The organism is Micromonospora sp. USAFONa4, from assembly GCF_057197825.1.
This window is the reverse complement of the sequence record NZ_CM170072.1, coordinates 4,550,193-4,563,352: the sequence shown is the minus strand read 5'-3', so window position 1 is coordinate 4,563,352 and position 13,160 is coordinate 4,550,193. Positions and strand designations below refer to the sequence as shown.

Annotated in this window: 13 protein-coding genes; 4 read left to right on the top strand and 9 right to left on the bottom strand. The window is 74.5% G+C overall.

The window, feature by feature from the left end; genetic code table 11:
• Positions 1-13: 13 nt before the first annotated feature.
• From rdgB to AC0OO9_RS20280, 9 genes are all read right to left on the bottom strand, one after another.
• Complete coding sequence (gene rdgB / locus AC0OO9_RS20320) at positions 14-631, bottom strand: RdgB/HAM1 family non-canonical purine NTP pyrophosphatase (RefSeq protein ID WP_151454393.1); 618 nt, start codon at positions 629-631, stop codon at positions 14-16.
• Positions 628-1,356, bottom strand: a complete 729-nt coding sequence (gene rph, locus AC0OO9_RS20315) for a ribonuclease PH (protein WP_484511607.1) — start codon at positions 1,354-1,356, stop codon at positions 628-630. Before rph ends, rdgB begins: the two co-directional genes overlap by 4 nt.
• A gap of 66 nt (positions 1,357-1,422) precedes the next feature.
• Positions 1,423-2,169 (bottom strand): MBL fold metallo-hydrolase, encoded by a 747-nt coding sequence (locus AC0OO9_RS20310; RefSeq protein ID WP_484511606.1) that lies wholly within the window; start codon positions 2,167-2,169, stop codon positions 1,423-1,425.
• A 286-nt stretch (positions 2,170-2,455) separates the two neighbouring features.
• Positions 2,456-3,421 (bottom strand): PLP-dependent cysteine synthase family protein, encoded by a 966-nt coding sequence (locus AC0OO9_RS20305; RefSeq protein WP_132233856.1) that lies wholly within the window; start codon positions 3,419-3,421, stop codon positions 2,456-2,458.
• 14 nt (positions 3,422-3,435) lie between these two features.
• Positions 3,436-3,789 carry a MoaD family protein gene (locus tag AC0OO9_RS20300; protein ID WP_421457490.1) on the bottom strand — a complete coding sequence of 118 codons (354 nt, stop codon included), beginning with the start codon at positions 3,787-3,789 and terminating at the stop codon, positions 3,436-3,438.
• A 73-nt stretch (positions 3,790-3,862) separates the two neighbouring features.
• A complete protein-coding gene (locus AC0OO9_RS20295; RefSeq protein WP_132233852.1) occupies positions 3,863-4,351 on the bottom strand; it encodes a M67 family metallopeptidase in 489 nt (162 codons plus the stop codon).
• Between the two features lie 53 nt (positions 4,352-4,404).
• Positions 4,405-4,899: a DUF2017 domain-containing protein gene (locus AC0OO9_RS20290; RefSeq protein ID WP_484517997.1), complete on the bottom strand. Its 495-nt coding sequence runs from the start codon at positions 4,897-4,899 to the stop codon at positions 4,405-4,407.
• Between the two features lie 2 nt (positions 4,900-4,901).
• The gene (gene clpS, locus AC0OO9_RS20285) at positions 4,902-5,192 is read right to left on the bottom strand and encodes an ATP-dependent Clp protease adapter ClpS (protein ID WP_089001780.1); all 291 of its coding nucleotides are present in this window, start codon (positions 5,190-5,192) and stop codon (positions 4,902-4,904) included.
• A 145-nt stretch (positions 5,193-5,337) separates the two neighbouring features.
• Positions 5,338-6,879 carry a P-loop NTPase family protein gene (locus tag AC0OO9_RS20280; RefSeq protein ID WP_484511605.1) on the bottom strand — a complete coding sequence of 514 codons (1,542 nt, stop codon included), beginning with the start codon at positions 6,877-6,879 and terminating at the stop codon, positions 5,338-5,340.
• A 202-nt stretch (positions 6,880-7,081) separates the two neighbouring features.
• Here AC0OO9_RS20280 and AC0OO9_RS20275 point away from each other — a divergent pair, with 202 nt between their 5' ends.
• From AC0OO9_RS20275 to AC0OO9_RS20260, 4 genes are all read left to right on the top strand, one after another.
• Positions 7,082-9,757, top strand: a complete 2,676-nt coding sequence (locus AC0OO9_RS20275) for a LuxR C-terminal-related transcriptional regulator (protein WP_484511603.1) — start codon at positions 7,082-7,084, stop codon at positions 9,755-9,757.
• A 16-nt stretch (positions 9,758-9,773) separates the two neighbouring features.
• Positions 9,774-11,060 carry a nicotinate phosphoribosyltransferase gene (locus AC0OO9_RS20270; RefSeq protein ID WP_484511602.1) on the top strand — a complete coding sequence of 429 codons (1,287 nt, stop codon included), beginning with the start codon at positions 9,774-9,776 and terminating at the stop codon, positions 11,058-11,060.
• 14 nt (positions 11,061-11,074) lie between these two features.
• Entirely contained in the window at positions 11,075-11,656 is a 582-nt protein-coding gene (locus tag AC0OO9_RS20265; RefSeq protein ID WP_151453616.1) for an isochorismatase family protein, read from the top strand.
• 65 nt (positions 11,657-11,721) lie between these two features.
• Positions 11,722-12,939 carry an MFS transporter gene (locus tag AC0OO9_RS20260; RefSeq protein ID WP_484511601.1) on the top strand — a complete coding sequence of 406 codons (1,218 nt, stop codon included), beginning with the start codon at positions 11,722-11,724 and terminating at the stop codon, positions 12,937-12,939.
• The last annotated feature ends 221 nt before the right edge of the window (positions 12,940-13,160 follow it).

Below are 13,160 nucleotides of genomic sequence, written 5' to 3'. Positions count from 1 at the left end.
CGGGGCGGGTCCGTCAGCTCGCGGGCGGCAGCACCTTGGCGACCAGCTTGGCCAGCTCGCGCAGCGCCTTGCCCCGGTGGCTGACCGCGTCCTTCTCCTGCGGCGTCAGCTCGGCGTTGGTGCGGTCCTGGCCGTCGCCGAGGAAGATCGGGTCGTAGCCGAAACCGCCGTCGCCGCGCGGCGACCGGAGCAGCCGGCCGCTCTGCCGGCCGTCGACCAGGTGCTCCTTGCCGCCCGGCAGCACCAGGGCCACCGTGCAGACGAACGACGCGGCCCGGTTCTCGTCGGGCAGGTCCGCGATCTGGTCCAGCACGAGCTGGAGGTTGGCCTGGTCGTTGCCGTGCCGGCCGGCCCAGCGGGCGCTGAACACCCCCGGCATGCCGTTGAGGGCCTCGACGGCCAGCCCGGAGTCGTCGGCGATCGTCGGCAGGCCGGTGCGCCGGCAGCCCTCCCGCGCCTTGATCAGCGCGTTCTCGCCGAAGGTCAGGCCGCTCTCGGGCAGCTCCGGGTACTCCTCGACGTCGTCGAGCCCGATCAGGGCGACGCGGTGCGCGCCGAGCGCGCCGTCGAGGATCCGCTGGAGCTCGACGAGCTTCTTGCGGTTACGGGTGGCGAGCAGCACCTTGTTCATGAATTGAGCGCCTTCCGCTGGGCTTCGGCCAGTTCCACGCAGCCGGCGACGGCCAGGTCGAGCAGCGCGTCGAGCTGCTCGCGGGCGAACACGCCCGCCTCGCCGGTGCCCTGCACCTCGACGAACTCGCCGGTGCCGGTGCACACCACGTTCATGTCGACCTCGGCGGCGACGTCCTCGGTGTAGTCGAGGTCCAGCCGGGGCTCGCCGTCGATGATCCCGACGCTGATCGCGGCCACCGAGCGGTGCATCACCTTCTCCGGCTTGCCGGCCAGCGACTTGCGCCCGGCCAGCCAGGTCACCGCGTCGTGCAGCGCCACGTACGCGCCGGTGATCGCGGCGGTGCGGGTGCCGCCGTCGGCCTGGAGCACGTCGCAGTCGAGCACGATCGAGTTCTCGCCGAGGGCCTTCAGGTCCATGGACGCCCGCAGGCTCCGCCCGATCAGTCGGGAGATCTCGTGCGTACGCCCGCCGACGCGGCCCTTCACGCTCTCCCGGTCGGAGCGGGTGTTGGTGGCCCGCGGCAGCATCGCGTACTCGGCGGTGACCCAGCCGAGCCCGGAGCCCTTGCGCCAGCGGGGCACGCCCTCGGTCACGCTGGCGGTGCAGAGCACCCGGGTGCCGCCGAACTCCACGAGCACCGAGCCCTCCGGATGGGTGCTCCAGCCCCGGGTCAACGTCACAGGTCGGAGTTCGTCGGGTCGCCGCCCGTCAGGTCGTGCCATCCCTGCACCCTATGCGGTGCCCCGAGCGGTGCGCCCCGGGGTGTCCCGCCCCGGCGCGGCGGCCGGTCAGATCTCGTAGCTGGCGCCGGGCCGGACCACCTCGAACGGCCCGTCGAAGGCGGCGCCGGCCGACGCCACGGTGTGCGCCTCGCTGCCCCAGGCGGGCACGAGGTGGGTGAGCAGCAGCCGGCCCACCCCCGCCTTGGTCGCCACCTCGCCGGCTTCCCCGCCGGTCAGGTGCAGGTCCGGCGGGTTCTCCACGCCGTCGAGGTAGCTCGCCTCGCAGAGGAACGTGTCGGCGTCCTGGGCCAGCCGCAGCAGCGCGTCGCAGGGCGCGGTGTCCGAGGAGTAGCAGAGCACCCGGCCGCCGTGCTCCAGCCGGACGCCGTACGTCTCGACGGGGTGGTTCACCCGGTCGACGGTGACCGCGAACGGGCCGATCGGGAAGGTGCCGGGTTCGAGGGCGTAGAACTGGTAGACGTCCTCGACCGTGCCGTCCTCCTGCCCGTACGCGGCGGCCAGCCGGTCCGGCGCGCCGGCGGGGGCGTAGACGGGCAGCGACGGGTAGGGGCCGTCCGGGGCGTAGCGGCGGACCACCACGTACGTCACCGCGTCGAGGATGTGGTCGCAGTGCAGGTGGGTGAGGATGATGGCGTCGGGGGCGTGCAGCCCCGCGTAGCGCTGGAGGTTGGACAGCGACCCGGAGCCGAAGTCGACCAGCAGCCGGAAGCCGTCCGCCTCGACGAGATAGGCCGAGCAGGGGGACTCGGGACCGGGGAAACTGCCCGCACAGCCCAGGACGGTCAGTCGCATCGAGTCTTCTCACTGTAACTATGCGTAGTTCTCGCGTCGACGGTCCCGTTGTGGATGATCTCTACCGGCGCGTACACCACGCAGGGCAGCCTACGCGCGCCCGCGCGACGACAAGAGTCATCCACAGGAAGTTGTCACCAACGTGACACCCGCCCGGGCCGCCCACCCGGATCCGGTGACGAGACGGCGTCCGTCGGTAGCGCTGGGTGAGCGGGCCGGCCACGTCGCGGGAGCCGTGACGGGCGGCCGGGCCACCGACGTGGGTCGGCGGCCCGGCCACTCGACGTCACGCCCAGAGCTGGCCCTCCAGGGCCTCCTCGGCGTCGGCGAGGGTGCCGCCGTACGCCCCGGTGGAGAGGTACTTCCAGCCGCCGTCGCAGACCACGAAGGCCACGTCGGCCCGCTGGCCGGCCCGGACCGCCTCGTGGGCCACCGCCAGGGCGGCGTGCAGGATCGCGCCCGTGGAGAAACCGGCAAAGATGCCCTCCACCTCGACGAGCTGCCGGGTCCGCAGCACCGCGTCGCGGGTGCCGACGGAGAAGCGCCGGGACAGCACCGACGCGTCGTAGAGCTCAGGGACGTAGCCCTCGTCGATGTTGCGCAGCCCGTAGACCAGCTCGCCGTAGCGCGGCTCGGCCGCCACGACCTGGATGCCGTCGACCTTCTCGCGCAGGTAGCGTCCGGTGCCCATCAGCGTCCCGGTGGTGCCGAGGCCCGCCACGAAGTGCGTGATCGTGGGCAGGTCGTGCAGCAGCTCCGGGCCGGTGGTCTCGTAGTGCGCCCGGGCGTTCCCCTCGTTGCCGTACTGGTAGAGCATGACCCAGTCGGGGTGCTCGGCCGAGATCTGCTTGGCGGTGGCGACCGCCTGGTTGGAGCCGCCCGCCGCCGGCGAGAAGATGATCTCCGCGCCGTACATCCGGAGCAGCTGCACCCGCTCGGTCGAGACGTTCTCCGGCATCACGCAGACCAGCCGGTAGCCGCGCAGCTTGGCCACCATCGCCAGCGAGATGCCGGTGTTGCCGCTTGTCGGTTCGAGGATCGTGTCGCCCGGCCGGAGCCGGCCGGCCTCCTCGGCCGCCCGGACCATGAATGTGGCCGCCCGGTCCTTGATGCTGCCGGTCGGGTTCCGGTCCTCCAGCTTCGCCCAGAGCCGCACCGGCGGCGCCCCGTCGGGCACCGTCGGCGAGAGCCGGGGCAGCCCGACCAGGGGCGTTCCCCCACAGGCGTCGAGAAGGCTGTCGTACCGCGCCATGGCGACCGCCCCCGTCAGCGGGCGGCGGCGGCCGACCGCGCGGCGACCGCGACGCCGTGCTGGGCGATCGCGGCAGCCGCGGCGAAGCCGAACGCGCCACCGGCGACGGCCGGCAGGATGGTCACGCTGTCGCCGTCGTTGAGCTTGGCGTCCAGCGCACCCAGGAAACGGACGTCCTCGTCGTTGACGTAGACGTTGACGAAGCGGTGCAGCGCACCGGCGTCGGTGACCAGCCGGGCCTTCAGGCCGGCGTGCCGGGAGTCCAGGTCGGCGAGCAGGTCGCCCAGCGTGTCGCCGGTGCCCTCGACGACCTTCGCGCCGCCGGTGTAGCTGCGCAGGATGGTGGGGATGCGAACCTCGATGGCCATGGTGTCGTGCTCCTCGATGATGGTCGGGCGTGCCGAAGGGTGACGGGACGTGGACGGGTGTGACGGCGCTGGATCAGCGGCCGGAACACTCGTAGTCGACCGTCGCCGGGCTCTGCCCGAACATGTAGGACTGCACGGCGTGCGGGTCCACCCCCGCGTCCACGATCCGGACCGGCTCCTCGGTCACCACGCCGTCGACGATCCGGAAGGAGCGGATCTCCTCCGTGTCGGCATCGCGGGTGGAGACCAGCAGGTAGTGCGCGCCGGGCTCGCCGGCGAACGAGATGTCCGTGCGGGACGGGTAGGCCTCCGTGGCGGTGTGCGAGTGGTAGATGACGACGGGCTCCTCGTCCCGGTCGTCCATCTCGCGCCACACCCGCAGCTGCTCCATCGAGTCGAACTCGTAGAACGTCATGGAACGGGCCGCGTTGTCCATCGGAATGTGCCGGGTGGGGGTGTCGCTGCCGGCGGGACCGGCGACCACGCCGCACGCCTCGTCGGGGTGGTCCCGCCGGGCGTGGGCGACGATCGCGTCGATGATCGACCGGTCGATGCTCAGCACGTGGTCCAGCCTAACGCGTACCTGCCGCGACCTTAAGGTGGTGCCGGTCACGCCTAGTCGATCAAGGCGTTGAGCAGGGATTCCTGGAGGTAGCCGAGGTACGCGTAGACCGACAGTTGGAACACCCTGCTGGAGGCCGGGTCCTCGGCGACCGCGTCGTCGAGCTCCTCGCCGAGGTCGGTGCCGTCCTTGATCTCCAGCCGGACGCCCATCGCCAGCCGGGCATCGTTGAGCGCCCGCAGCCACGCCTCGGCCGCCTCCGCGTCGAGACGCACCTCGCCGCCGGCCTCGTCGGGCAGCGACGCGAGGATCGCGCCCGCCTGGTCGATCTTGGCGGTCTTGAGGTCGCCCTCGGTGTAGCGGCGGAACTCGGCCGTGCCGGACGGGTCCTCCGGGTAGACCTCGGGAAAGAGCCGGCCCACCACCGGGTCGGTGTGGTCGAAGCCGTCGGTGAGCAGCCCGACCACCTCGGATGCCACCTTCCGCAGCACCCGCACCTCGTCGACGGCGAAGGTGACGACGTAGCGGTCGCCCTGGCGACGGAACATGCTCACGACCGGTCCACCGTCGCCCACAGCCCGTACGCGTGCAGCTGCGACGCGTCGTGCTCCATCCGCTCCCGGGCGCCGCTGGAGACCACGGCGCGACCCTTGTGGTGCACGTCGAGCATGAGCTGTTCCGCCTTCTCCCGGCTGTAGCCGAAGAGCTTCTGAAAGACCCAGGTCACGTACGTCATGAGGTTGACCGGGTCGTCCCACACGATCGTCACCCACGGCCGGTCGGACGCCGGCACCTCATCGGTGTCCGGCGTCTCGACAGGTGCAACCTGCGGAGCCGCCATGCCCCCCATCGTGCCACCGGACTCGCCCAACTGAGGAACCGGAACGCCGGCCCGGCGCGGATCGCCGCGTCCTGCCTGGTCAAGGGCGTCTGCGGCAGCGGGCGGCGGCCGCCCGGTGCCGACGCCGCAGGCGACCGGACCGCCCTCAGGCGAGCAGGATGCCGTGGTCGACAGCATCGGAGAGCACCCCGTCCAGCGAGAGGCGGACCACCTCGAACCGCCGGGTCACCTCCCGGCACAGTTCCAGTTCGACCTCCCGCAGCGCGCGCTGCGCCCAGGCACGGGCGGCGTTGGGGTCGTGGTTGCCGGGGCTGCGCCAGTGCTGCCAGCAGCCGCCCGAGAGGGCCACGGCCATCGGCGGGAGCACCTCCTCGCGCACCACGCCCGGGTAGCTCGCCAGCGTGTCGGTCGCGCCGGTCCCGGTCAGCCCCGCCACGCCGCCGGTGCTGGTGACGAGCAGCACGCGGTCCAGCTCGTGCTCGCCCCCGTGTTCCGTCAGGCCCCAGCGCACCGGGACGTCGAGGCGCCGCCGGACGCCCGCCGGCAGCGGCGCGCCGAAGACCCGACCGGCGACCTCCTCGACGAGCCGGCGCACCGCCTCGTCGCACTGGGCGGTGGCCAGCAGCGACAGCGCCTCCATCTCGCGGTCGAGCAGCTGCGGCAGGCCGGCGCAGCCGACCCCGAAGACGATCTCCTGCACCACGCGGAGGTGGATGTTCGCCACCTCCAGGGCGAGGTGCTGACGGATGCGCCGGGCGGAGGACCGGGCCTGCCGGTCGAGCTGCTCCGACCAGCCGCCCGGGTCCGCCACCACCGGCACCCGGCCGTGCGACCCCGGCAGCACCGGCGGCTCGGCGCTCGCCCGTCGCAGCCCCTCGTCGGCGGCCCAGCCGACCAGCGCCCGGCGCAGGTCCGCCCCGTCACCCGCGGCGTCGATCGGGAACCAGCGGGCGTCGGCGAGCCCGGGCACGGCGGCCAGCAGGGCCGCCCGGTGCGCCTCGACGGTGACCGCGACCGGGTCCACCGGTGCGGGGGCCGACCCGACGGACGCCCCCGTGCCCTCCGTCGTGGCCGCGCCCTCCGGCACCGGGGCCCAGCCGCCCGCGCCCGGGGTGACCGCGAAGACGACCCCGACGCCGGCACGGGCCAGGTCGGCGAGCAGGTGGAGCTCGACCGCGGTGAAGGCCTGGTCGGCGGCGATCACGAAGAGCACCGCCCCGGACCGGCCCGCCGCGTCGAGCAGCAGCCGGCCGCCGGCCGCCCCGAGGGCACCCGTGTCCGGCGTGTCGACGAGGCTGAAGTGCCGCAGCAGGGGCTCGGGCAGGCTCAGCTCGACCCGGCGCGGCGGGCGCGCGAGCGCCGGCCCGGCGGCCAGCCGGTCGGCGCCGTAGGAGTGGGGCTGGCGGTAGCCGGGCACGTACGCGGCCCGCGTCGGCACCTGGGAGTGGCGCACCACGAGCCAGCTGCCGGCGGGCACGGCGAGCATGGCGGGATCGAGCCGGAGCAGGCGGGCGAGCACCTCGCGCCGCCCCGCGGCGGCCGGGCCGACGCCGATCACCGCAAGCGGCTCCTCCGGGCGGGGCTCGGTCACCCCCAGCCGGACGGGCAGCCGGTCCCGACGGGGCAACTCGGCGGCTCCGGCCATGTCGTCGGGGCTGTCGACCGCGGGGAGAGGACCGGGCTTCATCGAAAGCGGCCTCCCGTGGCAGGCGACCGGCAGCGGCCGGCCGCATGGAATCGTCCGGTGACGGCACCCGGATGCCGGAAGAGTACGGGCGGCCAGGCCCCCGAACCGAACACATCGAATACTTAGAGGTAACCACGAGACTACTCAACTTCGGTGCGTGACGATGTGCACGCGGACGGATTCCGGTCGATATGCTGCCCCGATGAGTCGGTGGGGGTTCGTCGGCCGAACGGATGAGCTCAACCGTCTGCTGTCGGCGGTGACCGGCGCGGAGCGGCGGGGCATCTTCTTCAGCGGCAACGCCGGCATCGGCAAGAGCCGCCTGCTGCGCGAGGGGATGGCGGCCCTCCCCCGCGACGGGTACGCCGTCTGGACGATCGCGGCCAGCGCCACCACGGCCGCGCTCCCCTTCGGCGGTCTCGTCCAGGTGCTCCCGACGGAGCAGCCGCAGGGCCTCTCCCCCGCCGGCATCCTGCGCTGGGCGGTGGACGTGCTTCAGCAGCAGGCGGCCGGCCGCCGGATCGTGCTCGCGGTCGACGACGCGCACCTGCTCGACCCGCCGTCGGCGGCGCTGGTGCACCTGGTGGCCCGCTCCGACAACGCCACGGTCGTCGGCACGTCCCGCGACGGCGAGCAGCTCCCGCTGCCGATCCGCGCCCTGTGGACCGACGGCCTGGTCGACCACGTCGAGCTGAGGCCGCTGCCGCCGGCCGAGACCACGCGGCTGCTCTCCGCGATCCTGGAGGGGCCGGTCGACGCCACCTCCGCCGACCGGCTCGGCCGGCTCTCCGAGGGCAACCCGCTGCTGCTGCGCGAGCTGGTCTTCGCCGCCGACCGCGGGGAGCTGACGCGCACGTACGGGATCTGGAAGTGGACCGGCCGGCTGGAGCTGGCGCCCAACCTGACCGACCTGATCGACGTACGGATCGGCCAGCTCACTCCGGGCGTACGCGGGGTGGTGGAGCTGGTCGCCTTCGGCGAACCGCTCGGCCTGCACCTGCTCAACCAGGCCGCCGACCCGGTGGACGTGGAGACCGCCGAGGAACGCGGGCTGATCGCCGTGGAACACGACGACCGGCGGGCGAACGTGCGGCTGGCCCACCCGCTCTACGGCGAGGTGATGCGCCGCCGCTGCCCCGTCAGCCGGACGCGACGGCTGCAGGCCCGCCTCGCCGAGCTGCTTGAGCTGGTCGGCAAGCGACGCCGCGACGACCTGCTCCGGGTGGCCGTGTGGCGGCTCGACTCGGGCACCGCGCAGGATCCGGCCCTGCTGCTCGACGCGGCCCGGCAGGCGTTCGCCCGCTACGACGTACCGCTGGCGACCCGGCTGGCCCGCGCGGCGCTCGACGCGGGCGGCGGCTTCGACGCGGCGGAGCTGCTGGCCACCATCCTGATGTTCGCCGACCGGCCGGACGAGGCGATCGGGGTGCTGGACGCGGTCGCCGCCGACATCGAGGGCGACCGGCGGCTGAGCCGCTGGCTGACCGTGCGGGGCATGGTCAGCTACTGGGGGCTGAGCCGGGAGTCCACGGTGGAGGAGATCGCCGCCCGCCGGTCGACCCTGGCCGACTCCGCCGACCAGGCCCGGGTGCTCGCCTTCGAGGGCATCATGCGGCTGCACCGGCTGGACACCGGCATCGCGCTGCGGCTCGGGCAGACGGTGCTGGACCGGCCGGCCGCGAGCGTCGCCGCCCGGGAGCTGGCGCGCAGCACGATCGCCCACCTCCAGGCCGCGCAGGGGCAACTGCACCGCAGCGCCACCGCGATCAACCGGGTGCAGGCCGAGGCGGGCCGGTGGCGGGCGGACATGCCGTACCTGCAACTGGCCCTGGAGCTGGCCCGGGGCACCCGGCTGGCGCTCGCGGGCGACCTGGCCGGCATCGACGCGATCGTGGCCGACGAGTTCGCCGACCTGGCCGGGGCCGGCGACTTCCGGCTCGGCACCGGCTACCTGGCCATCCTCCAGGCGTACGCGGCCCGGCTGCGCGGCCAGAGCGACGCGGCGCTGCGGACCAGCCTCGGCGCCTGCGCGGTGCTCGCCACCAGCCGGGTCTACGCGGGACTGGCCCAGGCCGAGCGGGCCCAGGCGGCGGCGCTGCGGGGCGACGCCGCGCAGGCGGCCGCGGCGATGGCGGAGGCCGACCGCACCCACGCCCCGGGCATGATCGTGCTGTACCCGTGGCTGGAGCAGGCCCGGGGTGCGGTGCTCGCCGCCGGTGGCGACGTGTCCGGCGCCGTCAAGCACCTGAGCGGGCTGGCCGACCGGCTGCGCGCGGACGGCTTCGCCGGCCACGAGGTGCACGTGCTGCACGACCTGGTCCGGCTGGGCCAGGCGAGCGCGCCGCTCGGCCCGACCTGCTCCGACGGCGGCCAACGCACCGTCGCGCAGCGGCTCGCCGAGCTCTCCGAGCGGGTCGACGGGCTGCTGCCCCCGCTGCTCGCCCGGCACGCCCGGGCCGCCGCGGGCGGCTCCCCCGACGATCTGCTGGCGGTGGCCGACGGCTTCGACGCGCTCGACCTGGCCGTCTACGCGGCGGAGGCCACCGCCACCGCCCTGGACCGGCTGCGCCGGCGGCGGTCCCCGGCGGCGGCCGCGGCCCGGGAACGCCTCGCCGCCCTGCTGGGCCGCTGCGACCTCGTCCGCACCCCGGCGTTGCAGGCCGGCTCCCCGGCGCTGAGCGACCGCGAGTGGCAGGTGGCCCGGCTCGCCGCCGACGGGGTGACCAGCCGGGTCATCGCCGAGCGGCTCTACCTCTCCGCCCGCACCGTGGAGAACCACCTCCAGCGGATCTACGGCAAGCTCGGCGTCGCCGGCCGGGCCGAGCTGCGGGCCGCCCTGCGGGCGATCCCGGGCCACGAGGGCGGCGATGGCGGGTGAACCCTAGGCTGGGGCGGTGAGCACCCTTCGCCCCGCGCTGCTGACCGACCACTACGAGCTGACCATGGTCAGTGCCGCCCTCCGCGACGGCTCCGCCGACCGCCGCTGCGTCTTCGAGGTGTTCAGCCGCCGGCTGCCCGCCGGCCGCCGCTACGGGGTGGTGGCCGGCACGGGGCGGCTGATCGAGCTGATCCGCGACTTCCGCTTCGACGCCGACGAGGTCGACTTCCTGCGGCGTACCGGGGTGGTCGACGAGCAGGCCGCCGCCTGGCTGCGCGACTACCGCTTCACGGGCGACATCGAGGGCTACGCCGAGGGCGAGCTGTTCTTCCCCAGCTCGCCGATCCTCACCGTCTCCGGCGGCTTCGCCGAGTGCGTGGTGCTGGAGACGCTCATCCTCTCCGTGCTCAACCACGACAGCGCCGTGGCAGCCGCCGCCGCGCGGATGGTCACCGCGGCGCGCGGGCGGACCCTCATCGAGATGGGCTCCCGGCGCGCGCACGAGGAGGCGGCGGTGGCCGCGGCGCGGGCCGCGTACCTGGCCGGCTTCCGGTTCACCTCGAACCTCGCCGCCGGGCTGCGCTACGGCATCCCGACCGCCGGCACGGCCGCGCACGCGTTCACCCTGCTGCACTCCGACGAGCGGGCCGCGTTCGCCTCGCAGGTCGCCACGCTGGGCAAGGACACCACGCTGCTGGTCGACACGTACGACATCAGCCAGGGCATCCGCAACGCGATCGCGGTGGCCGGGCCCGACCTGCGGGCGGTGCGGATCGACTCGGGTGACCTGGCGGTGATCGCGCAGCAGTCCCGCGAGCTGCTCGACTCGCTGGGCGCCACCGAAACCAAGATCATCGTCTCCGGTGACCTCGACGAGCACGCCATCGCCTCGCTCGCCGCCGAACCGGTCGACATGTACGGCGCGGGCACCGCCGTGGTCACCGGCTCCGGCGCGCCCACCGCCGGGCTGGTCTACAAGCTCGTCGAGGTCGAGGGCCGCCCGGTGGTCAAGCGCTCCGAGCACAAGGCCACCATCGGCGGCCGGAAGGTGGCCGTACGCCGGCACAAGCCGACCGGCACCGCCACCGAGGAGATCGTCGTGCCGCAGGGCGTGCCGGATCCCCGGCCCAACGACCGGCTGCTCCAGCACTCGTACCTGGCCGGGGGCGAGCCGGTCGACCGGCCGACCCTGGACGAGTCGCGGGAACACCTGCGACAGTGCCTGATCTCCATCCCCTGGGAGGGCCTCAAGCTCTCCGCCGGCGACCCGGCCATCCCGGTCACGATCGTCCCGGCCGACTGACGAAGGAGCAGCAGGTGAGCAACGCGCTGATCATCGTGGACGTGCAGAACGACTTCTGCGAGGGCGGCTCGCTGGCCGTCGGCGGCGGGGCCGGCGTGGCGGCCGGGATCACCCGGCTCCTCGCCGCCGAGCCGGACCGCTGGGACCACGTCGTCGCGACGAAGGACCACCACGTCGACCCGGGCGCCCACTTCGGCGACCCGCCGGACTTCGTGGAGTGCTGGCCGCGGCACTGCGTGGTGGGCACCCCGGGCGCGGAGTTCCACCCCGACCTGGCCACCGACCGGATCGAGGCGATCTTCCACAAGGGCGAGTACGCGGCCGCGTACTCCGGCTTCGAGGGGCACGCCGAGGGCGGCGAGAGCCTGGCCGACTGGCTGCGCCAGCGCGGCGTGGACCGGGTCGACGTGGTGGGGATCGCCACCGACCACTGCGTACGGGCGACCGCCCTGGACGCCGCCCGGGAGGGCTTCGCCACCACCGTCCTGCTGGACCTCACCGCCGCCGTCGCCCCGCCCACCACGGACGTCGCGCTGCGGGCGATGGACGGCGCCGGGGTGACCCTGCGCGGGGAGCCTGTGATCAGGGCCGCATGAGGCCGTAATTCGTTGGCGGGTGTCGTACCTCCGGCCGAGGATGTCCGGCGGAGGTACGCACCGACATGAACCTGAAGCCTTACCGGGAGGCGCTCGCCCTGCCCGGTCTCCGGTCGTTGCTGCTGGTGTCGGTGCTCGCCCGCGTCCCGCTCACCGCCACCGGGGTGACCCTGACGTTCTACGTCGTGCTCGACCTCGGGCGCGGCTACGGAGCGGCCGGGCTCGTCGGCGCGGCGATCACCGTGGGAGCCGCGATCGGCGGCCCGCTGCTCGGCCGCCTGGTCGACCGGCGCGGCCTGCGGCCGGTGCTCGTGCTGACCGGGATCGCCGAGGCCGTCTTCTGGTCCACCGCGCCGATGCTGCCGTACCCGGTGCTGCTGCCCGCCGCGTTCCTGGCCGGCTCGCTCGCCCTGCCGATCTTCTCGGTGATCCGGCAGTCCATCGCCGCGATGGTCCCGCCGGAGCGGCGCCGCCCCGCGTACGCGCTGGACTCGATGTCGGTGGAGCTGTCGTTCATGGTCGGCCCCGCGCTGGCCGTGGCGGCGGCCACCGCGATCTCCCCGCGCATCACGCTCCACCTGGTGGGCGCCGGCATCGTCGCCGCCGGCGTCGCGTTCTGGGTGCTGAACCCGCCCGTCCGGGGCGGCGGCGAGCCGGCCGGGCCGCAGCCGCGGGTGCCCCGCCGGTCGTGGCTCACCCCGCGCCTGCTGGCCGTGCTGGCGGTCAGCGCCGCCGGCATGCTGGTGCTCGGCGGCACCGACGTGGCGGTGGTCGCCGTGCTGCGGGAGAACGGCGACGTCGGGTGGACGGGCGCCGTCCTCGCCGTCTGGGCGGTCGCGTCGCTGGTCGGCGGCTTCGCGTACGGGGCGGTCACCCGCTCCTTCCCGCCGCTGATCCTGATGGCCGCCCTCAGCCTCTGCACCATCCCGGTCGGGCTGGGCGGGGCGCACTGGTGGCTGCTCTGCCTGGCGCTGATCCCCGCCGGGGCGCTCTGCGCGCCGACCATCGCGGCCACCTCGGACGCGGTCAGCCGGCTGGTCCCCGCCTCCGTACGCGGCGAGGCGATGGGCCTGCACGGCTCGGCGGTCACGATCGGCATGGCTGTGGGCGCGCCCCTCGCGGGCGCCGTCATCGACGCCTCCGCACCGGCCTGGGGCTTCGCGGTCACCGGGGCGGTCGGGGCCCTGGTGGCGCTGGCCGTGCTCCCGATCGAGCTGCGCCGCCGCCGCACCGCCGCCGCCCTCGCGCCCACCCCCGAACTCGTCCCGACCCCCGCCACCTGACCGGGCGCCCCGGCTCGACGCTCGGGCCCGGCGGCCCTGGCTCAGCCGTCCCTGGCTCGGCAGCCCTGGCCCGGCAGCCATGGCCCGGGGACCTGGCTCAGCGGCCCTGGCTTCCCGGCCTCCCTGGCACGGGCCGGTCCTGACGGACCTGCGCGGGCCGTCGGGCAGGCTGGCCGTCGGGCAGGGGCTCACCCCTCGCAACGCCGACGGGCGCCACCCCG